The following is a 20878-nucleotide window of genomic DNA, read 5'->3' on the forward strand; positions in this document are numbered from 1 at the left end:
GCTTGGTCCGCGCTACAGTGTTTTTCTGCGCTGTAGCGCGGAATGTAAGCATCGATCAGACGGAAGAATCGGGGGGGTAAGCGGATTGAAGGAGCTGTTGATTAGAAATAAAACCTTCTTCAAATATCTTTTATCTTACTTGCTCCTGCTCATTTTGCCGCTGGCGGTCATGTCTTATTTGATTTTTAAAAATATCGTGGTGGAAATGGAACGGCAAATTGTAACGGCCAATATGCAGATGCTTGCTCAGGTCCGCAATACACTGGATAAGAAGCTGGCAAGTTTGGACAAAATTGCAGTGGAAATTTCGTTAAACCCGCAATTGACGCCCTACCAGGTATCCCAATCCAGCTACAGCCAATATCAGACTTACCTGGAGCTGAAGAAATACGCCAATAGCGACGGGTTTATTTATCAATTATTTCTTTGCATGAACAAAGACCCTGTCATCTATTCGTCAACAGGCAACTATTCTATGGATGGTTTTCTAACCCAGTCATTCACTTTTGCGCGTCCTGTCCAGGATCAACTTGCACAGACGCTTCAATCTCCCGGAAGCCGCTGGGTGACCCCCGCGCCGAACGTGATGATTAACGGATTGCATGCCAGCAAAAATTTTATCCTGTTCGCCTATCCGCTTCCTCCGGATAAAAATTATGTCTACGGAACTGCGCTGTTTTTTGTCGCTGAGTCGGAAATAAAGGCGATGATCTTCGATATACTGGCGGATTACGGCGGAACGACCGTTATTCTGAATCAACAAGGCGAATTGATCGCATCCTCCAGGGAAATCGACGAAGACGATTTGGCTTCCATCCGAAATTTGTCCGTTATGCAGCCGGAGCATACGGGCAATACGGCCAACCTGATATATGACAACAAGGCGTATATCGCCAATATTGTCCATTCCGGTTTCAATGATTGGTCGTATCTTACCCTCGTGCCGAAGGAAAAGTACCTGCAAGAAGTGCTTAGTATCAAACGCTCGGTCTATGAGGGCATTGCGATCGTCGTGGTGGCCGGAATTTTGGCTGCCTTCTCGTTTCTGCTATTGAACTATGTGCCGATTCGCAAGTTAAGAAATATTTTGGAAGGCAACCAGGCTTCGCCCTCATACGGTTACAAAGACGACGTTTCGTTTATTCGCCACGCGATTCAAAATGTCGCCCAATCCAATCAAGAGCTCGTGGACCGGATCGGGCAGCATAAGCAGTACGTTCGGAGCCATTTGCTCCTCATGCTGCTGCGGGGACACATCGTGGATGAAAACGAATGGAGATTCCTTCTAAAAGAAAGCGATTTGCACTTCACGCTTCCTTATTTTCTTGTCGTTATCATAGCCGCCGATACCTCCAAAAAAGCGTTAATGGACGTACCCGATTCCGAGATGAAATGGACCCGGCCCGGGAAAATGGACATCTACCGTGTCGAGGGATTCGATGACCGCAAAGTGGTCTATATTTTGAATATCGTTTCGGATACGGGCCACATTCCGTTCATTGAATCGGGCATAGCGGAAATCAAAGCGTATATGGAAGCGCAATCGGGGCTAAAACTGAGTGCCGGCGTTGGGAATGTATACGACAGCTGGAACGATATTTCCAAATCAATGGTGGAAGCTTCCTCGGCATTGGACTACCGGTTACTGCGGGGAGGCGGGCAAATTATCCACTATGCAAAGATCGCCGACTCGACACCGTCGAACTGGCAGCCTTACGAAAAGCTCCACATGATGAGCATCAGCATCGAATCCGGGAATGTTCAACAGATGGAATACATGCTTACCGAAGTTACCGAACAACTGAGCCAGCAAAATATCCCGCTCTATATGGCGCGTTATTATTGCTTTGAGATTATCAATACCTTGATGAAAGTCGTGCGCGATTTGAATATCAGGTGGGAGCATTTGCCCGGGGGAATGCCGGATTTAACCAAGCTCGCCCAATTCGAGACCGTGGAGCAGTTGAAAACGAATGTGTATGAAATCGGCATTAACATTTGCCACTACACAAGCAAGAGGATCGGAAGTGCGGACAGGGATTTGGTGGAAGAGATCAAAGAACATATCGCGTCCAATTTCCGAGACCAAAATTTCAATTTTAGCGACATGGCGGAAGCGATCGGGATGTCCTCGCCCTATTTGAGCCGGTCTTTCCGGGATAAAACCGGACTAACGATGATGGATTATTTGACGGAGCTGCGGATGAAGGAAGTGTGCGATCAGTTGGCGAACAGCGACAAGTTGATTAAAGATGTCATTCATGATGCGGGTTATTTTGACATTGCCAGCTTTAATAAAAAATTCAAGAAACTATACGGCACCTCTCCCAGCAACTACAGAACACTAAGGAGAACGATCAGGAATGAATCATAACCGCGGAGCAGGAGGGGATTCAGTTGAAAATCGCTAAGACGGAATTTACCGCTCCTCCATTATTGTGGACGCACAAATTATGGCGCAACATGCGAGAGCATTACCAACTCTATTTATTAATAGCGCCGGCTCTGATCTATTATGTAATTTTCCATTACGTCCCTATGTATGGCATACAAATTGCGTTTAAGGATTTCGTGCCCTCGCTGGGGATCTGGGGAAGCAAGTGGGTAGGGCTCGAGCACATGAGGCAATTTTTCCGTTCCTATCAATTTTGGAACGTGATCCAGAATACGCTGGGGATTAGTCTGTACGGGCTGGTCGTCTCGTTTCCGATCCCGATCGTATTGGCCTTGATGCTCAACGAGGTGCGCCATAAGAAGTTTAAAGCTTTCGTCCAAACCTTGACGTATGCGCCGCATTTCATTTCGATGGTGGTTATGGTCGGCATGATGTTTATTCTGTTTTCGCCATCGACAGGGATTTTTAACAAGATTATCGTTGCGTTAGGCGGAAGTCCAGTCTATTTCATGGGGAGCGCCGGGCTGTTTAAGACCGTATACGTTTTTTCAGGCGTATGGCAGGGTATGGGCTGGGGTTCGATTATTTATTTGGCCGCTCTGTCTGCCGTCGATCCGCATTTATATGAAGCAGCTTATATGGACGGTGCCTCGAAACTGAAAAAAATCATTCACATCGATTTGCCCGCCATCGTGCCGACGGCCGTCATCCTGCTCATCCTGAACGTCGGGAGCATCATGTCCGTTGGATTCGAGAAAGTGTTTCTTATGCAAAATCCGCTTAATTTAAGCGCGTCTGAAGTGATTTCCACTTATGTTTACAAGATCGGCTTGCTGCAAAACAATTACAGCTACGGAGCGGCTATCGGCGTGTTCAATGCGGTCATTAATTTCATCCTTCTGATTTCTGTGAATACGATCGCCAAGCGCACGAGCGGGTCCAGCTTATGGTAGGAAAACGGACGGGGGGCTGCTATCATGTTCAAACGACAATCGCTCCACGATAAATGGTTCGATGTGTTCAATTACGCCGGTCTCATCGGCATTGCCATCGTTGTGATGTATCCGTTAGTATTCATCGTCAGTGCATCGTTCAGCAGTCCGGAAGCGGTCAACCAGGGCCTCGTATGGTTATGGCCAAAAGCTTTTACGCTGAAAGGCTACGAACGGATCTTTGCCAGTGCGACCATATGGCGCGGCTATGGCAATACGATTTTGTACACGGCTGTCGGGGTTACGATCAATTTGGTTATGACGATCACTGCGGCCTATGCGTTATCTCGAAAGCATTTTATGCTGCGAAGAGTCGTTTCCGTTCTTTTCGTGTTTACGATGTTTTTTGGCGGCGGGCTTATTCCGACTTATTTGCTTGTGAAAAGCCTGGGCATGCTCGACTCCATCTGGGCGCTGGTCATCCCCAATGCGGTTAGCATGTTTCAAATCATCATTACGCGCACGTTTTTTGAAACGAGCATCCCGGACGAACTTCGGGAATCGGCGATGATCGACGGATGCAGCGATATCAAATATTTGCTCCGGATCGTCGTGCCGCTATCGATGCCTATTATTGCCGTGCTGGCGATCTTTTACGGCGTGGATCATTGGAATTCTTATTTTAGCGCCTTGATTTATTTGAGCGAACATTCCGCCTATCCGTTGCAATTGGTATTGCGTCAGATTTTGATTCAAAATCAGATTTCCGGTGAGATCATGGGTCTGGACGACGTTTATTTAGCGGCCGAAAAGCAGCAGATCGCGGATTTGATGAAGTTTGGCATCATCATTGTGTCCAGCTTGCCGATCATTATGGTTTATCCCTTTCTGCAACGGTATTTCGTTAAAGGGATGATGATTGGGGCCATCAAAGGGTAATCGCTTAGGCATCGAGCCGAGCCGAAGGAATCCGAAGGTGCCGGTGTGGTCGGGATCACAGCCCCTTAATTCCATAAAATGAAAACTGTGCGACAGAGGACCGTCCGATATAAGGACGGTTTTTTCTTTTTTCGGATGTTCTGTCCTTACGATCTTAAACCAATCTTAAACAATCTCATCTATAATTTTGACGGTTATGAAATTTTGAGAGAACACAATGGCAGTGTTTTTCTACAGTATTTTCTGAATGAAGGGAGAAATATCATGTATCATACAATTTGGAGGAAGCGCATAGCCCTGATGCTGGCGATTGCGCTTGTCGCGACGCTGTTTGGGCCTATGCGGAATAGGGCCGGCGCCGATGCCGCTCCGCCGGAAATTAGCACGCCTTCTGTAAACAATGCTGTTATTTCCATTTTTATCACTCCGTCTGTGAAGGACGACGGCAGCTACCAACCGGAAGACTTTGCCGTGAAGGTGAACGGACAAGCCGTGAATGTCGTGTCTACAAGTCCTTTTATTGACAGCGACGGTTTTATCTCTTTTATGTTTTTATTCCTGGAGCGCTCCCTGGTGAAGGAAGAGACGGTGACGGTCGCCTATATCAACACGAACAATCCGCTAAAAGATGAGTTTGGCAACGCGCTAAGTCAGGGAGTCGTGCCTGTTAATAACATGACGCCGGGAAAGTTTGGGGCCCCGCCTTCGCTAAGCATGCCGGGGAAGGTGAAGTATAAATTCAGGGCAAACGCCCCAATTGTGTCGTTCAGTCCAACCGGCCAAGCCAACCGGATTCAATTTACGTTTCCGAGTGAGGCGGGGAACGATGCCTGGACCGAAGGAAACTCAATCATTCATACAAAAAGCGATTATGTCATTATTAATAATACTGATTCCACTGTCCTCCGCCCCCATATTTTATTCAATAACCCCGGTATGGTGATGGTGGACTTGATTTTAAAGCCAGGCGATTATATGGAGGAAGGCAAGTCTTATACGCTTGCCATGTCGGATACGGCGGGTGGAAATGAAGTCAGGCTACCGTTAAATCCGACAAGCTCGGCCCAAGCCATGATCACGCTTTTTTTGGATGATCAATCCGGATTTTCTATAATCGACGACTATGCCTTCCGCAACGTACAACTTGTAGCTAGCGGAAACATGCCGCCGTCGCCGAAGCAAAACCTATCCGCGGTACTGAGTCTAGGAGATCCGGAGGTAACGTATCGTGCTGATCAATTGGCGACCGATGCCAATGAAGACAACTTGACGTTGTCCAATCCCCGTTCTTCTAATACGAACATCGTTTTGGCTACGCTTGACAAGGGGAAATTGCTGATAAAGCCGGTCCATGCAGGTACGGCTCAAGTTTCCGTTGACGTCAGCGACGATTTCGACGACGCGACGATCGATATTACGGTTGAAGTGATCGCGCAAAAGACGGATACCCTGTCCCCGAGCGGCATTTCGATCATCAATAACGAGAACGGCAACGATTATGTAATCATAAGCTCCGTGCAGTCAGGATCGACCGTCAAGGTGTATGATGCGTCCGGCCATGTTATCGCTTTAAATACGCAAGGCATGAACGGAAGCATGACGGTGCCTGTAATTGGCGGGATTTCCGATAACAAAGTGTATGTGACGTTAACCGAACTCAACAAAACGGAAAGCGAAAAAGCGGAAGTAACCGTCGCTCCGGTCGTGGATAAACAATCGCTCTCTTATGCCGTTGGTCAGGCACAGCGGAGGTATGACCTTGCGACTGAAGGAGATGCGAATGGCCAGTACGCGGTTGGCTCGAAAGCGGCGATGCAGTCGGCAATTGATGCCGCGAACGCCGTGATCAGCAGTTCTACGGTGAACCAAGCGAGCGTTGACGCGGCTTTAATCGCGCTCAATGAAGCGGTGGCCGTTTTTGACGCCGCGATGGTTCGTGTGGATCGCAGCGCCCTCGAAGATGCGGTCTATGCTGCGAGAGACCTGCATAACGGTGCGGTCGAAGGCTTGGGATCGGGCCAATATGCGCCCGGTTCAAAGGCGGTTTTGCAGGGCGTCATATATCAAGCATTTGCAGTCTTGGACACCGCATTGGTGACACAGTCACAGGTGGACACGGCATTGGCAGCGTTGAATGCAGCGGTGGCGGCATTCGAAGCGAGCAAAGTTGGCGTCGACAAGACGCAGCTGGCGATGGCTATCACGGCGGCACAGGCGAAGCATGACGCTGCGACGGAAGGTGCGGCGGACGGCCAGTATGCGCCCGGCTCAAGGGCGGCGCTGCAGGTGGCGATCAACGCAGCGGCAGGGGTAAACGCCAATGTATCAGCGACGCAGACGCAGGTGGACGCGGGATTGGCAGCGCTGAATGCAGCGGTGGCGGCATTCGATGGCGCGAGGGTTAGCGTTAACAAGGCGCAGTTGGCGGCAGCCATCATGGCGGCGCAGGCGAAGCATGACGCAGCGACGGAAGGTGCGGCGGACGGCCAGTATGCGCCGGGCTCGAAGGCGGCGCTGCAGGTGGCGATCAATGCAGCGGCAAGCATACGCGCCGATGAACGGGCGACACAGTTGCAGGTGGACGCGGGATTGGCAGCTTTGAATGTTGCGGTGGCGGCATTCGAAGCGAGCAAAGTTGGCGTCAACAAGGCGCAGCTGGTAGCAGCCATCGGATCCGCGCAGGCGAAGCATGACGCTGCGACGGAAGGCGCGGCGGACGGCCAATATGCGCCGGGCTCAAAGGCGGCGCTGCAGTCGGTGATCAACGCAGCGGCAGGGGTGAACGCCAATCTATCAGCGACGCAGACGCAGGTGGACGCGGCATTGGCCGCGCTGAATGCGGCGTCGGCGACGTTCGACGGCGCGAGGGTTAGCGTCAACAAGGCGCAGCTGGCGGCAGCCATCATGGCGGCGCAGGCGAAGCATGACACCGCGACGGAAGGTGCGGCGGACGGCCAATATGCGCCGGGCTCAAAGGCGGCGCTGCAGGTGGCGATCAATGCAGCGGCAGGCGTGAACGCCAATGTATTAGCGACGCAGACACAGGTGGACGCGGCATTGGCCGCGCTGAATGCGGCGTCGGCGACGTTCGACGGCGCGAGGGTTAGCGTCAACAAGGCGCAGCTGACGGCAGCTATCACGGCGGCGCAGGCGAAGCATGACGCCGCGACGGAAGGCGCGGCGGACGGCCAGTATGCGCCGGGCTCAAAGGCGGCGCTGCAGTCGGCGATCGATACAGCGGCAGGCGTGCGCGCCGATGAACGGGCGACACAGTTGCAGGTGGACGCGGGATTGGCAGCGTTGAATGCAGCGGTGGCGGCATTCGAAGCGAGCAAAGTTGGCGTCAACAAGGCGCAGCTGACGGCAGCTATCACGGCGGCGCAGGCGAAGCATGACGCCGCGACGGAAGGCGCGGCGGACGGCCAGTATGCGCCGGGCTCAAAGGCGGCGCTGCAGGTGGCGATCAATACAGCGGCAAGCGTACGCGTCGATGAACGGGCGACACAGTTGCAGGTGGACGCGGGATTGGCAGCGTTGAATGCTGCGGTGGCGGCATTCGAAGCAAGTAAAGTTGGCGTCAACAAGGCGCAGCTGACGGCAGCTATCACGGCGGCACAGGCGAAGCATGACGCCGCGACGGAAGGCGCGGCGGACGGCCAGTATGCGCCGGGCTCGAAGGCGGCGCTGCAGGTGGCGATCAATGCAGCGGCAAGCGTACGCGCCGATGAACGGGCGACACAGTTGCAGGTGGACGCGGGATTGGCAGCGTTGAATGCAGCGGTGGCGGCATTCGAAGCGAGCAAAGTTGGCGTCAACAAGGCGCAACTGGCAGCAGCCATTGGAGCCGCGCAGGCGAAGCATGACGCCGCAGTGGAAGGCGCGGCGACCGGCCAGTATGCGCCGGGCTCAAAGGCGGCGCTGCAGTCGGCGATCAACGCAGCGGCAGGGGTGAACGCCAATCTATCAGCGACGCAGACGCAGGTGGACGCGGCATTGGCCGCGCTGAATGCGGCGTCGGCGACGTTCGACGGCGCGAGGGTTAGCGTCAACAAGGCGCAGCTGGCGGCAGCTATCACGGTGGCGCAGGCGAAGCATGACGCCGCGACGGAAGGCGCGGCGGACGGCCAGTATACGCTGGGCTCAAAGGCGGCGCTGCAGTCGGCGATCAATACAGCGGCAAGCGTACGCGCCGATGAACGGGCGACACAGTTGCAGGTGGACGCGGGATTGGCAGCATTGAATGCTGCGGTGGCGGCATTCGAAGCAAGCAAAGTTGGCGTCAACAAGGCGCAACTGGCAGCAGCCATTGGAGCCGCGCAGGCGAAGCATGACGCCGCAGTGGAAGGCGCGGCGACCGGCCAGTATGCGCCGGGCTCAAAGGCGGCGCTGCAGTCGGCGATCAACACGGCGGCAGGCGTGAACGCCAATGTATCAGCGACGCAGTCACAGGTGGACGCGGCATTGTCAGCATTGAATGCTGCGGTAGCGGCATTCGAAGCAAGCAAAGTTGGCGTCAACAAGGCGCAACTGGCAGCAGCCATTGGAGCCGCGCAGGCGAAGCATGACGCCGCAGTGGAAGGCGCGGCGACCGGCCAGTATGCGCCGGGCTCAAAGGCGGCGCTGCAGTCGGCGATCAACACGGCGGCAGGCGTGAACGCCAATGTATCAGCGACGCAGTCACAGGTGGACGGGGCATTGTCAGTGTTGAATGCAGCGGTGGCGGCATTCGAAGCGAGCAAAGTTAGCGTCAACAAGACGCAGCTGACGGGAGCCATCATGGCGGCGCAGGCGAAGTATGACGCAGCGACGGAAGGCGCGGCGGCCGGCCAGTATGCGCCGGGCTCGAAAGCAGCGCTGCAGGTGGCGATCGACACAGCGAAAGCGATTGAAGGCGAACATCTAGCTACACAAATGAAAGTGGATGAGGCGATCAATGCTTTGAAGCTGGCCGTTATAAAGTTCGAAGACTGGAAAATTTCGAACGAAGGCGGCGGCAACGGCAACGGCAACGGAAGTAGCGGCGGCAGCGTTTCGTTGCCGCAACAAGATGCAATCAACATTGATATCGTGAGCAAGGAAACTGTTGTGGGGACGGTTGCCCTCAAGCGGTCCAAAGACGTCGCAGGACGCAGCATCTCAGCGATCGAGATGGGCAAAGAGCTTGTCGCAGGCTTGATTGGCCGCCTGAAGTCCATTGGAAGCAACGTGTTCAGCCTTACCGTTACGGAAGGCAGCAATGCATCGGATGCGTTTATCTTGACGATTTCGCCAGAAGCGGCGGATTTATGGTCCGGTTCCGGTCTGTCCGCCCGTTTGATGGTGAACGGTGTAGGCATGGACATTTCTGCCGAATTGCTCCAAGGCGGACATCAGGTCAAAACTAAAATCGAACCGAATAAAGGGCAGTCGGATATCGATAGTGTTCAGAAGCGAGCCCAAGACAATGCGATCGTCAGACAGGCGGCAGGGAATGGCGATTTGCGGATCATCGGCTTGCCGGTGACAATTGAAACGAATATGCGGCAGCTGCCGGTTTCCTTGTTTTTGCCTTTGGCGAACAATAGGATTGCCGGCGAACAGTTGGAGGACACGGGAATTTACGTAGAGCATGCCGACGGTACGCAGCAATTAATTCGGGGAACATTCTTACCGGGTTTAAGCGCATGGGGCTTGCCGGGTATCCAATTCGACGCGACGGGATTCAGCCTTGTAACCGTAGTACAGATTGACGGTTGGAAGAAGTTCCGCGACGCATCGCAGATCGAACAGCCTGCCCGAGGTTATGTATCGGGCTATCCCGACGGCAACTTTAAGCCGGATGACAACATGACGCGCGCGGAACTTGCGGCGCTGTTGGCCAAGGCCGTTCATAGGGATGGGACCCAGACGACCGGCAAGTTCGACGATCTGCCGGATTCTCATTGGGCGTTTGCGGCAATCGGGCGAGTGGCAAGTATGGGGCTGATGACCGGCTATCCGGACGGCGGTTTCCGACCGGACGCACCGGTAACGCGGGCGGAAATGGCGGTTATCGCGGCCAAACTCACGGTAGGCAAAGAGTCTGCCAGACAAATTTCTTTCCCGGACATAACGGGCCACTGGGCAGAGAACGCAATCCTTGCGGCCACCGTCGCCGGCTACCTGAACGGTTACGAGGACGGAACGTTCAGACCGGAGAAGAGGCTCAGCCGTGCCGAAGCTGTTGTAATCATCAATAAGATGCTGAACATCGCACCGGATAAAAAAGGGAAAGCCGGCTATCTGGACGTACCGCAATCCCATTGGGCGTTCGGCGACATCCAAGCGGCTTCGTCAACACGATAGCTTAAAAACACAGGTCCTGTCGTACGACAAGAACATAATAGCCCGCTTCAAACCCGCATAACTTGCGGGTTTTTGTTTTGTTGTTGACACGACACCGAATGGTGTCCTATAATCAAAGTGTCACCAAATGGTGTCCGATTGGGAACGAGTCATTTGGGAAATTGGAACTTAAAAAATGATCACTGAAACTATGATGAGGAGGAAACAAAATGAGTACGATGATCGGTGCGGAAACAACCGCGAAACTAGAAACCCAGCTCCGAGGAAAAACGATTGCTTATTGGACAGTCACATTACTACTCGCAGCAGCTGTTATGTTAAGTGGTATCGGGCAACTGATGCAATTTGGGGGAAACATCGAGTTAGTGACGAATCTTGGTTACCCATTATACGTCTTGACCATTCTCGGGATTTGGAAAGTGCTTGGAGCCATCGCTCTCGTCGTGCCAGGTTTACCTCGGCTTAAAGAATGGGTTCACGCTGGTATCTTCTTTTTAATGACTGGTGCGTCTTTATCCCACGTGTTTGCCAACGATTATGGTGATTACGGGTTTGCTATCATCCTTCCGCTTTCATATGCTGCACTAAATATCGCCTCGTGGGCGTTGCGTCCGAAGAGCCGCAAACTTTAGGGAGGTGGTGAAATTAACGGCTGTTCCTACGTGCCACCAACAGAAATCATATTTAGGAGAGGGTGTTGGGCCAGCGGAGGGGAGAAGCACACGGTCACCTGGACGCTGCAGGATTTAGGTATGGAGAACAAGAAAATACCCGACTGCCGTCTTCGTGCCGGCGCTGGCCGGACGGAAACGGCGGAGTTGAGTAAAAGTCTTATTAGTGAGGCCGACCCAGCCGTAATGGCCCGCAAAATAGCAGCTGCCGCCTAGCATGGCGTCGCGGTGGAAACTCGTACTATCGCCAAGAAGTCAACTTTTCTGCTGGCGATACTCTATCGGAGCGAGACCGCAATATTTTTTGAATACCTGCGAGAAGTACGAGAAGTTGGAGTAGCCGACCTTTGAAGCGATAAGATGGACGGGAATGCTCGTGTTCGTCAGCAGCGACTTGGCGATTTCCATCTTCTGCATCGCGATATAGTCGTTAAGTGAGATGCCTTTGACTTTCTTGAACAGCCGAGACAAATATTCCGGATTGATATAGATGGCTTCGGCGATTTCAGCCCGGCTGCAGTTTTTCTCAATGTTCTGATTGATGTAGGCGATGGCACGTCCGACGGAATCCTGGACATGATGCGCGCCTACGGCGTTCTCTTCCACGTAATTCAGTACGAAATCGACCAGATCGAGCATCTTGTCAAGCGAAGTATAAGACTGAATATAGTCGGCGTAGCCGTATCGTTCGAAGAAAATTTCGCTGGCGTCCTGCTCCATCTGTTTGGTCGCCGTCAAGAACACCTGGATGAAGTCCTGGTGAAACCGGGCAAGAAATTCGGCGGTAATCACGCCGAGCTGCTTCTGCTGCTGCAGGTAACGGTGAATTTCGTTGCGCACGGTTTTGCTGCTGCCATGGGCGATGAGCATGGCCCAATTTTGCATATCCGGAATCGAGTATGCGCTTTCCTTGAGCTGGTTCATGTGCTGCATCGTGAACACTTTGCTGTATAAAGCCACATTGTGCTGGCGCATCCGGCAGAGCGCTTGATAATGCTGCTTCAGTATAGGGGCTTGTCCGATGTCCGATACGTAGCAAGCGATAAAACAGGCAAGCTTATTCTGAACGGCAGCCATCAGCTGATTCACGATATTCTCTACTGGAGCGCCGAACGCGCCCTCCGTGTACAAAAGCGCCAAATAATTGACGCCGTCAAGCTGGACCAACAGCGATTGCAATCGGTACGGCTCTGTAAAATGCGCCAATTCCTGCTTCAATTCCTCTTTGCCTGCCTGATCGCTTGGCTTCGTAAGCTGAATGAGCACGGAGCGAAACGAGGTTTGCGGCGTTACGCGGATGTCCAGATTGTTCAAGTCCCTCAGCAATTGCTCATGATGCTGCCCGGAATCGGCGAGGAAGCTGCGGATGCAGTTATCCAGCAGATACTCTTTGTTTTCCCGCCAATACGCTCCGTATTCAGAGAGCTGTCGCATCTGGGCGTTAGCAAGGATTTTGTGTATGGCGCGCTCAATCGACGCCTGGATCGCCATGTAGCTGGCCGGTTGCAAAATGTAATCGAAGCAGCCGAGCTGCAGCGCTTCTTGGGCGTACTCAAATTCGGAGTGGGCGGACAGGAAGATGCATTGCAAGGCCGGGTAAGCGTCCCGCACCCATTTGAACAATTCCAGCCCGGTCTCCATCGGCATCTCGATGTCGCACAGCAGAATATGAATGTCTTTCTCCCCAAGCAGCATTCTCGCTTCGTCCGCGCTGTAGGCGTGATAGACGCTCTCGATCCGCAGCGCCTGCCAGTCTACGCCGGCTTTCACGCCCTGCACCACATCATATTGATCGTCTACGACCAGAACGTTCATTCGGTTTCCTCCCCCTTCAGCCGGGAACTGATCGGCAAAATGATTTCGGCGACCGCCCCTTCTTCATTATTAAAAAAGGCAAGCCAAGCCTTTTCTCCATACAGCATAGACAACCGGTGACGCACATTGCTCAAACCGACGTGAATATCCGTGTAGATCGTGGAATCGCCGCAGTTCAGCTCCTGCAAGATCGAAGGGTCGAACCCGCTGCCGTTATCCTGAATCGTAATATCCGCATAGTTCCCGTCATCGCTTTCCAGCAAAACGGCTTTGATCCGGATAAGCAGCTGCTCTTGCGGCTTCGTCGCATATTTGACGCTGTTTTCCACGAAGGTTTGGATCGACAGCGGCGGCAGAGCAAAGTCCATCAGCGCCGGGTCGACATGCCATTCGCATAGCGGCGGGATATGATGGGCGATATGCTGAATGCGCATATAGTTCTGGACGTGGTCCATTTCCTGGCGAAACGAGACAAGCTGCAAATTATCCTTGAAATTGTAGCGAAGATGATTGGAGATGGCGAGAATCATTTGCTGAATGCGCTCGAAGCTTTGTTGCTGCGCCATACCATACAAGCTCTTCAAGCAGTTGAGAAAGAAGTGCGGGCGAATTTGCAGCTGCAAATGCTGCAGCTCCGCCTTCTGCCGCCTGATCTCTTGCTCGTAAGCGACGATTTTCAACTGATTGATTTCATTCGACATTTGAGTAAAGGCCGCATCCACCTGCTTAAACTCTTCGATCCGATAATCTTCGAGCTGCTGCGGCTCGGAGCCTCTGCCGATTCGGAGAACCAGGCGCTGCCACGGCGACAGCACGGAACGGTTCAACAGGACGAGACGGATCAGAACAAGCAGGACGGTCAGCAAGGAGAGGGTGAACAAAATGGCGAATCCGCCTTTGAATACACCGGGCTTAGGCACGGCAAACATCAATTGAATTTCGCTGTTGGCGATCGGCGCGCCGACGACCGTATAGTGATCGTTGGTCCACAGGCGGTTTTCCTCGACAAATTGCCTGTTCGTCAGCGGAGTTCTATCTTGTGTGGCATAGATGACCTCAATGCCGTCATGAACCAGATCGAGCGAATACATATGTGCAAAGTCCACCATCACGGCCGCGTAAGTGCCATTTTTGCCCATCAGCCGAAACAAATAGTATTTGTCTCGCACCTCATAGGCTAACCAACCGCTGTAATAAAAATTGTCGCGCGTGTCCGCCAAACGATGCATTTGACTCCGAATGGCTTCCTTTAATTCATAGGAATAACCGTCCGCAAAAATATCGCGATACGTATTGTTGTTTGAACTGTATATAAAAAAGGCGTCGGCAACCTTATAGGAGCTCAGCGCCGCATTCAACTGGATCATAATTTCGTGAGACGCCACATGGGCCTGCAAAGCGTCAACTGGGTTGTTTAGCAGGCGGAAGTTGTCGTCATTCGCGGCGATATGCGTCAGAAACGTATCCAGCGCATTCAAGTCGATCTGCATATTCCGTGCGTATAACGCGAGGGACTGCTGGTTGGATTCAACGAACTTGGCGTTAAACGTATAGTAAGAAAAGATGTTGTAGGCAGACAGCAAGCCGATCAGCGGCAGCGTGATCAAAAGCAGGTTGCGGAATACGTTCATTTTGAAGGAGACGCTGATTTTTCTTTTCATCTTGTCGATCACCTGGTCCGGGAATGATTAGCTCGCACTATAGCAAAAGGCCACCACGGAGAACTTCTCCATGCTGGCGTCTATGCTTAACCTTTGACTGCTCCAACGGTTATTCCTTTAACGAAATATTTCTGGAAAAACGGATATACGATCATAATCGGCAAAGCGCCGACAACCGCGATCGCCATTTTGATGCCCACGCTTGGCATAGTGGCTGCGATTTCACTGGCATTGCTGCCGGCTGCGCCGCTGGCCAGGAAGCGGACGTCCTGAAGCATCGTGTTGAGCATATTCTGAACGCTGAACAAGCTGGGGTCCGTCAAGTAATACAGACCGTTCCTCCAGTCATTCCAGTAGTTCAAGCCGATCAGCAGGGACAGGGTGGCGACCATCGGCAGCGACATCGGGAGAACGACGCTGAACAGAATGCGGAACTCTCCCGCGCCGTCTATCCTTCCCGCCTCGATCACTTCATCCGGAATGCTGGTCATAAAATACGTACGCATCATTATGACATAGAAAGCATTCAGCAGCAATGCCGGAACGATGAGCGCCCAAATCGTATTGTCGATGTTCAGATACCGGGTCCACATAATGTAAGTGGGAACCAGACCGCCGTTGAACAGCATCGTGAAGAAAACGAAAAAGGCGAATGTTCCCCGATGCGGCAAATCTCTTCTGGACAAGGGATAAGCGAGCAGGAGCGTCAGGATCATGCTGCTCAGCGTACCGACCACCGATACGAAAACCGTAACGGAGTAGGCTCGCGCGATCGTTTCCATTTTTTTGAACATGTAAGCATAGCTGTCCGTGCCGAACTTCTCCGGGAACAGCGAGTAGCCATTGCGAATGAGCGTGCCCTCGTCCGTAAAGGAGGAAACGACAAGCAGCGCAAACGGGAACAAGCAGAAGATCATCAAAGCGAACATGATGGCGTTTGCCATAATCGGAAAAGCTTTGCCATTCTCGACCATTGCCGACTCTCCTTTCCTTAGAATAGGGCGTTCTCTTTACTGAACTTGATGACAATCCGGTTGGCGATAAACACCAGGATAAAGCCGACTAAAGATTGGTACACGCCTGCCGCAGAGGACATGCCTACATCGTTCAGCTTGATCAGGCCGCGATATACATAGGTGTCGATCGTGTTGGTTACATCGTACAGCGGACCGGAATCCATCGGAACCTGGTAGAACAAGCCGAAGTCGGAATAGAAGATCGTTCCGATGGCAAGCAAGACGAGCGTAATCATCGTGGCCTTGAGCCCCGGCAGCGTAATGTGAATGATCTGCTGCCAGCGGTTCGCGCCGTCGATGACGGCCGCTTCGTAATAACCGCGGTCAATGCCGACTAGCGTCGCATAGTAGATGATACAGCTGTATCCGAACGTTTTCCAAATATGTACCGCGGTCAAAATATACGGCCAGTATTTCGGCTCGGTATACCAGGTCACATCGCCCAGTCCCAGCGGTTCGAGAATGCTGTGATTGACAAATCCGTATTCGGAGCTGAACATGGCGAACACCAAATAGCTCACAATGACCATAGAGATCAAATACGGCAGCAGGATAATCGTCTGGTAGAGCTTCTTCCAAAACTTCGAGCGAATTTCATTCAGGAGGATGGCCACTGCGACTGCAATGACCGTCCCCAAAATGATAAAGACCACGTTATACGCAATGGTATTGCGGGTGATCACCCATGCTTCCTTCGTCTTAAACAGGTACTCGAAATTGCTGAAGCCTGCGAATGGACTGTCAATAATGCCTTTGTTCCAGTTTACGTGCTTGAAGGCGATGATAATCCCGCCCATAGGCACGTAGTTGTTGATCAGCAAATAGAGCAGACCCGGAAGCATCATCAGGTACAAAGGGATAAACCGCTTATAGTTATGTTTGTGCTTAAGTCTGTGCGCCTTTAACGCAACGCTCATTAGATGTTCACCTTCCTCATGATTGCAAGGCCGTATCCGATTACTTCTTATGCTTCGCAGCCCACTTGTCAAGTTCTGACTGCTTGGCGGCGATAATGTCGTCGATGCCCGCAGCCTTCAGTTCCTTCTGGAACACCGGCAGCGTCGTTTCCGGATCAAGCATGCCGTTCATCAGCGCTTTATGGTATTTCGCTACGACATTCGACGTTGCCGTCATTTGGTTGCGAACGCGGCTCGAATCGAACGTGAAGCCGTATGCCGCCGAAGGAACAGCCGTTTTGTTGAACTCGGTTTGAACTTCCCAGTAGTTAGCCGGGTTGCCTTTCCACACGTGACCGATCGTTTGGTTCGGCCACAACCAGCCGCTGCTAGGTCTGTAACCGGTGTTGTTGCCATTCAGTCCTTGCGGATAGTCTATGATCTTCTGTCCGTTCGCTGCGTCGCCTGTTTCCACGTAGTGCTTGTCCTTGATGCCGTAGATCATCAGGTTGACCAATTCCGGGTCCGTGTACATGAGGTTCAGCAGCTTCATCGCCGCTTCCGGATGCTTGGTGCCGTTGCTGATCGCCCAGGTCGCCATTTGGACGTCGGACGTCGTTTTATAGGCCGGAACGATTTCCGAAACGACGATTTCAATGCCATTGTTTCTGGTTTCCTGAACGTCAAAGCCGGGCTTCAAGTTCACGAATCCGCCGAATGCGTTGCCCGCTTTCATCAGCGTGCCTGCGTTTTCGGTGTTGTTGATCGCATCCTTCATGATCAGACCGTTCTTATACCATCTGTTCATGCGCGTAATGAATTCCTTGTAGAAGGCCGTTTCGTACAGGTTGACGACTTTCAGCTCTTTGCCGAAATCCATCAGGACGCCGAGGTTGGTGATATCGTCGCCCAGCGTATCCCAGCCCCAGTTGCGAACAAGCTCGCCATTGGAAGGAACGACCGGGATGATGTTCGGCTCGTTTTTGTGAATGGTCATCAGCGCTTCTTCCAGCTGATCCAGCGTTTTGATGTTCGCATAGTCGATCTTGTACTTGTCCGCGAGGTCCTTTCTCATTTCAAAGCCATAGGCTTTGGCCAGATCGCGGCCTGTCGTAATGCCGTAAATATCGTCGCCGATGCGACCGCTTTCAATATACTCAGGGCCGATCGCTTTCACAAGGTCTTTGCCGTACTTGTCCAGCAGCTTCGTAAGCGGGAGAATTTGCCCGTTGTTCGCCATCGTAGCCAGCGGCGTCATATAGATAGGCAGCAGGTCGACACCTTTGCCGGAAGACAGCATCATCGTCGTTTGTTGGACGTAGTTGCCGTAAGCGATGAACGTCAGATTCACTTCAACGTTCAGCTTTTTTCTCGTGATTTCGTTAATCGCTTTCGTAACTTCTTCTTTGTCGTCTTTATTTGTGCTCATCATGGCGACATCAAGCTTGACAAGCTCTTTCTCTCTCAAGTCTCCGGAAGCGGTTTCAGTTCCAGCAGCTGAAGGACTGTTCGTTCCTTTGCTCTCCGAGTTTCCGCAACCCGCAACCAGCGCCCCGCCCATTGCTGCAACCAGTAAGCCTGACAACACTCTTTTCATGTATAGTGACCCTCCTCAAATTGATCTGGACCTATCTTAGCAAATAAGGCGAACTCATTTCTGTAAAAATAATGTCTTATCCCATCAGAAAAATGACTTGTTGTCGTTTTGGGCCGCTTATCGAGGTTTATAGGGGATTGGATTATGCTATGATAGGTGCTGCACTTCAGGCAAAACCATACATCAAAGAATGAGGCGATGGCACATGACGAATTTGAAGGTAGCCTTACAACTGTATACGCTGCGCGACTATGATAAAGAAGATTTCGCAGTTAAGCTGGGGAAGGTACGCGAGGCCGGCTATGACGGCGTCGAGTTTGCAGGCTTTGCGAATATTTCCGCCGCAGATATGAAAGCGACGCTGGACAGCCTGCAACTTACCGCAATGGGCAGCCATACGCGGATCGAGGAGCTGCTCGGCGATCTGGATAACGTGATTGCTTACAACCGGGTCATCGGTTCTTCCTATATCGTCATTCCTTATTATGAGATGAAATCGGAAGAACATGTGCAAACGTTGATCGGAATCGTGAAAGAGATCGGGCCGAAGATTAAAGCAGCCGGCATGGATCTGTTGTACCACAACCATTACCACGAGTTTATCAACGACTTCGGAGACAAGCCGATTCTGGAGACGCTGAGAGAGTCGACAACCGAAGGGGAATTGAATTTCGAGATCGACATGTTCTGGACGACTCATGCCGGACGTGAGCCGGTTCGTGTCATGGACGATTTCGGCGCGCGCTGCAAGACGGTTCACCTGAAGGATATGGTGAATAAAGAAGAGAAGGAAATGACCGAGCTGGGGACGGGCATCCTCGATCTGGCCGGCATTGTAGCGAAGGCTAAGTCTGCGGGGTATGAATGGGTTGTTGTCGAGCAGGATCGGATTAAGATCGACGGCTACGAGAGCGTTAAGTTGTCGCTCGACAATGTGAAGGTGCTGCTGTAGGGCAACCAAGGATTAACGCTAGGCTTCGAGTACTCAACGACAAGAACATAACCCTATTAAACCCGCATAACTTGCGGGTTTTAGTTATTAATCGGACAAGTTCTTGTCGCGGTATTATTCCGTGTGGAATCATGATTATTTGGAATTTTTAGTAGAGCGGGTTTGGAAAATAACTAAGCCTGTACATATCGTTGACTTTGGCTGTGGGATTGGTTTCATGGGTATGGGCGCGGGAGCAAACATGAAAATCGGAAAGCAGGTGACCGCCAATTTTTCCGGAGAAGGCATCAATTCGGCGATTGACGAATATACGAACTTCAGCGGGACCGAGGCTGACATATATATTTTCTGGTACTATACGGAAAATCCGGATAAGGAGCCAAGGATCAAGTTGAACGGTTAAAAATGAAGGGGAGCAGCCGCGCGCTGCTCCCCTTCATTTTTACAGATAAAGTAACTCCTGTCCGACAAGTTTGCCGGAGCCGCTGGCTGGCAGCCGTCCGGAGGGTGCCGCCGCTCGCTTGACTCCGACAGAGCTTCCGAGCGTAACGACGTGTATCGTTGAACGATAGGGCAGGATAATGACAATCACATATAGAAATTCATGGTTAAATACGTGTTTTAACTTTATTGATGTCAGGGGAAGTGACTATGGGATATACTACTAGATTTGTTGGTCATTTTATGCTCAATAGGGAGCTCGATAATGAAACATTCAATTTGCTGTATAACCTCGCAAACACTAGGAGGGTTAGTCGGGATATTTCAGTCCTAGCTCGAATAGAGAATATATCTAAACAAGATGCTCTTGAGAAATACGGAAATGAAGAGCAATTGTTCAGCGTCTTCCGAACCAATACTGGAAAATAATGAAGAGTAATGCCGTTTATTGAGTATTGAGTATTATTGACGGAACAAACACCAAAAAGTGATTCTTGGTTGAAGGGGGCATTGAATGCGTCGCAAAAAAGTATTCATTTTAACTTTTACGGGATTTTTAACTTTACTGGCAGTATTCATTTATTTAACTCCTTTTGCAGGAAACCTTGTAGCGAATACAAGATTTGAAGGATACGCCAGGAACGTTGGTATTAGAATTATAAAAAAATCTCCGCCTCTACCCAGTATTACTTCGGGGCAAACACAAATTCCAGTTATCCAAAGTAGTTATTGTTGGGGCAATTTAGGATGTGCAGATTATGCAGGAGGAAAATCAATGTTAGAAGGGGTTACTCCTTCTGCGGTAACTTCTGAAGCGGACATTAAAGTTTCGTTTGCTTATAAACCAGTACCTAATGAGTTGTACATTCAGCAATTTGGGGATGATACAACGATACAAATTCCTTTGAAAAATGGCTCTTTTAATGCCCCAAAAGAAAAAGGTATTTATTACTACGGCATTTCAGCATTCTGGAGAACCGATGATGGTAAGTATTCGAAAGGTGATACATCATCAGTTTTTGTTATTGAAGTTAGATGAGTTTTAACTAACGGGTTAGAAACTGAGATGCGGCAGGCTCGCTAAAGATAGATGTATCGAGGCACAAGGCATGTGGCATGCATGGTAGGAATATGTCGCGTCGATACTGAATGGGCACCTGTGCGGTACAATTTTGTTCATTCAGTTTACCCTATTATTTTGGAGATATTACTTTATCATCGTTGGTTTTTGAGGGTTTA

The 20878-nt window shown here is 51.4% G+C and carries 13 protein-coding genes; 8 read left to right on the forward strand and 5 right to left on the reverse strand.

All coding sequences use genetic code 11. The annotated features are described in order from the left end of the window. Nucleotides 1–85: 85 nt before the first annotated feature. The 5 genes from ACKGJP_RS08335 to ACKGJP_RS08355 all read left to right on the forward strand — a co-directional run bounded on the left by ACKGJP_RS08335 (nucleotide 86) and on the right by ACKGJP_RS08355 (nucleotide 11222). On the forward strand, nucleotides 86–2374 hold the full coding sequence (locus ACKGJP_RS08335) for an AraC family transcriptional regulator (protein ID WP_409345197.1): 2289 nt from the start codon (nucleotides 86–88) through the stop codon (nucleotides 2372–2374). Nucleotides 2375–2463: 89 nt separating this feature from the next. Beyond that, complete coding sequence (locus ACKGJP_RS08340; protein ID WP_409347104.1) at nucleotides 2464–3348, forward strand: ABC transporter permease; 885 nt, start codon at nucleotides 2464–2466, stop codon at nucleotides 3346–3348. 24 nt (nucleotides 3349–3372) lie between these two features. Beyond that, the gene (locus tag ACKGJP_RS08345; RefSeq protein ID WP_409345198.1) at nucleotides 3373–4266 is read left to right on the forward strand and encodes a carbohydrate ABC transporter permease; all 894 of its coding nucleotides are present in this window, start codon (nucleotides 3373–3375) and stop codon (nucleotides 4264–4266) included. A 264-nt stretch (nucleotides 4267–4530) separates the two neighbouring features. Further along, nucleotides 4531–10590, forward strand: coding sequence for an S-layer homology domain-containing protein (locus ACKGJP_RS08350; RefSeq protein ID WP_409345199.1), 6060 nt, complete (start codon nucleotides 4531–4533; stop codon nucleotides 10588–10590). 209 nt (nucleotides 10591–10799) lie between these two features. Continuing rightward, a complete protein-coding gene (locus ACKGJP_RS08355; protein WP_409345200.1) occupies nucleotides 10800–11222 on the forward strand; it encodes a DoxX family protein in 423 nt (140 codons plus the stop codon). Between the two features lie 294 nt (nucleotides 11223–11516). Here the strand turns inward: ACKGJP_RS08355 and ACKGJP_RS08360 are convergent, their stop codons facing one another. From ACKGJP_RS08360 to ACKGJP_RS08380, 5 genes are all read right to left on the reverse strand, one after another. Then, the gene (locus ACKGJP_RS08360; protein ID WP_409345201.1) at nucleotides 11517–13076 is read right to left on the reverse strand and encodes a response regulator; all 1560 of its coding nucleotides are present in this window, start codon (nucleotides 13074–13076) and stop codon (nucleotides 11517–11519) included. Continuing rightward, nucleotides 13073–14737 carry a sensor histidine kinase gene (locus tag ACKGJP_RS08365; protein WP_409345202.1) on the reverse strand — a complete coding sequence of 555 codons (1665 nt, stop codon included), beginning with the start codon at nucleotides 14735–14737 and terminating at the stop codon, nucleotides 13073–13075. The genes ACKGJP_RS08360 and ACKGJP_RS08365 overlap by 4 nt, the downstream gene beginning before the upstream one ends. An 86-nt stretch (nucleotides 14738–14823) precedes the next feature. Next, the gene (locus ACKGJP_RS08370) at nucleotides 14824–15711 is read right to left on the reverse strand and encodes a carbohydrate ABC transporter permease (protein WP_409345203.1); all 888 of its coding nucleotides are present in this window, start codon (nucleotides 15709–15711) and stop codon (nucleotides 14824–14826) included. A 17-nt stretch (nucleotides 15712–15728) separates the two neighbouring features. Further along, complete coding sequence (locus ACKGJP_RS08375) at nucleotides 15729–16670, reverse strand: ABC transporter permease (RefSeq protein ID WP_409345204.1); 942 nt, start codon at nucleotides 16668–16670, stop codon at nucleotides 15729–15731. Between the two features lie 40 nt (nucleotides 16671–16710). Further along, the gene (locus tag ACKGJP_RS08380) at nucleotides 16711–18246 is read right to left on the reverse strand and encodes an ABC transporter substrate-binding protein (protein WP_409345205.1); all 1536 of its coding nucleotides are present in this window, start codon (nucleotides 18244–18246) and stop codon (nucleotides 16711–16713) included. A 205-nt stretch (nucleotides 18247–18451) separates the two neighbouring features. Between ACKGJP_RS08380 and ACKGJP_RS08385 the strand changes: the two genes are divergently transcribed. The 3 genes from ACKGJP_RS08385 to ACKGJP_RS08395 all read left to right on the forward strand — a co-directional run bounded on the left by ACKGJP_RS08385 (nucleotide 18452) and on the right by ACKGJP_RS08395 (nucleotide 20678). Next, nucleotides 18452–19198, forward strand: coding sequence for a sugar phosphate isomerase/epimerase family protein (locus tag ACKGJP_RS08385; RefSeq protein WP_409345206.1), 747 nt, complete (start codon nucleotides 18452–18454; stop codon nucleotides 19196–19198). A 241-nt stretch (nucleotides 19199–19439) separates the two neighbouring features. Beyond that, nucleotides 19440–19601 carry a hypothetical protein gene (locus tag ACKGJP_RS08390; protein WP_409345207.1) on the forward strand — a complete coding sequence of 54 codons (162 nt, stop codon included), beginning with the start codon at nucleotides 19440–19442 and terminating at the stop codon, nucleotides 19599–19601. A 552-nt stretch (nucleotides 19602–20153) separates the two neighbouring features. Beyond that, complete coding sequence (locus ACKGJP_RS08395; RefSeq protein WP_409345208.1) at nucleotides 20154–20678, forward strand: hypothetical protein; 525 nt, start codon at nucleotides 20154–20156, stop codon at nucleotides 20676–20678. Nucleotides 20679–20878 lie beyond the last annotated feature (200 nt).

It is taken from the genome of Paenibacillus litoralis (assembly GCF_046244365.1).
Classification (GTDB): domain Bacteria; phylum Bacillota; class Bacilli; order Paenibacillales; family NBRC-103111; genus Paenibacillus_V.

Bases quoted from the DNA above. Each gene is read 5' to 3' on its own strand.
- ACKGJP_RS08365 (WP_409345202.1), bottom strand. From the start codon at position 14,737: ATGAAAAGAAAAATCAGCGTCTCCTTCAAAATGAACGTATTCCGCAAC.
- ACKGJP_RS08390 (WP_409345207.1), top strand. From the start codon at position 19,440: ATGAAAATCGGAAAGCAGGTGACCGCCAATTTTTCCGGAGAAGGCATC.
- ACKGJP_RS08360 (WP_409345201.1), bottom strand. From the start codon at position 13,076: ATGAACGTTCTGGTCGTAGACGATCAATATGATGTGGTGCAGGGCGTG.
- ACKGJP_RS08355 (WP_409345200.1), top strand. From the start codon at position 10,800: ATGAGTACGATGATCGGTGCGGAAACAACCGCGAAACTAGAAACCCAG.
- ACKGJP_RS08385 (WP_409345206.1), top strand. From the start codon at position 18,452: ATGACGAATTTGAAGGTAGCCTTACAACTGTATACGCTGCGCGACTAT.
- ACKGJP_RS08350 (WP_409345199.1), top strand. From the start codon at position 4,531: ATGTATCATACAATTTGGAGGAAGCGCATAGCCCTGATGCTGGCGATT.
- ACKGJP_RS08395 (WP_409345208.1), top strand. From the start codon at position 20,154: ATGCGTCGCAAAAAAGTATTCATTTTAACTTTTACGGGATTTTTAACT.
- ACKGJP_RS08370 (WP_409345203.1), bottom strand. From the start codon at position 15,711: ATGGTCGAGAATGGCAAAGCTTTTCCGATTATGGCAAACGCCATCATG.
- ACKGJP_RS08375 (WP_409345204.1), bottom strand. From the start codon at position 16,670: ATGAGCGTTGCGTTAAAGGCGCACAGACTTAAGCACAAACATAACTAT.
- ACKGJP_RS08340 (WP_409347104.1), top strand. From the start codon at position 2,464: ATGCGAGAGCATTACCAACTCTATTTATTAATAGCGCCGGCTCTGATC.
- ACKGJP_RS08345 (WP_409345198.1), top strand. From the start codon at position 3,373: ATGTTCAAACGACAATCGCTCCACGATAAATGGTTCGATGTGTTCAAT.
- ACKGJP_RS08380 (WP_409345205.1), bottom strand. From the start codon at position 18,246: ATGAAAAGAGTGTTGTCAGGCTTACTGGTTGCAGCAATGGGCGGGGCG.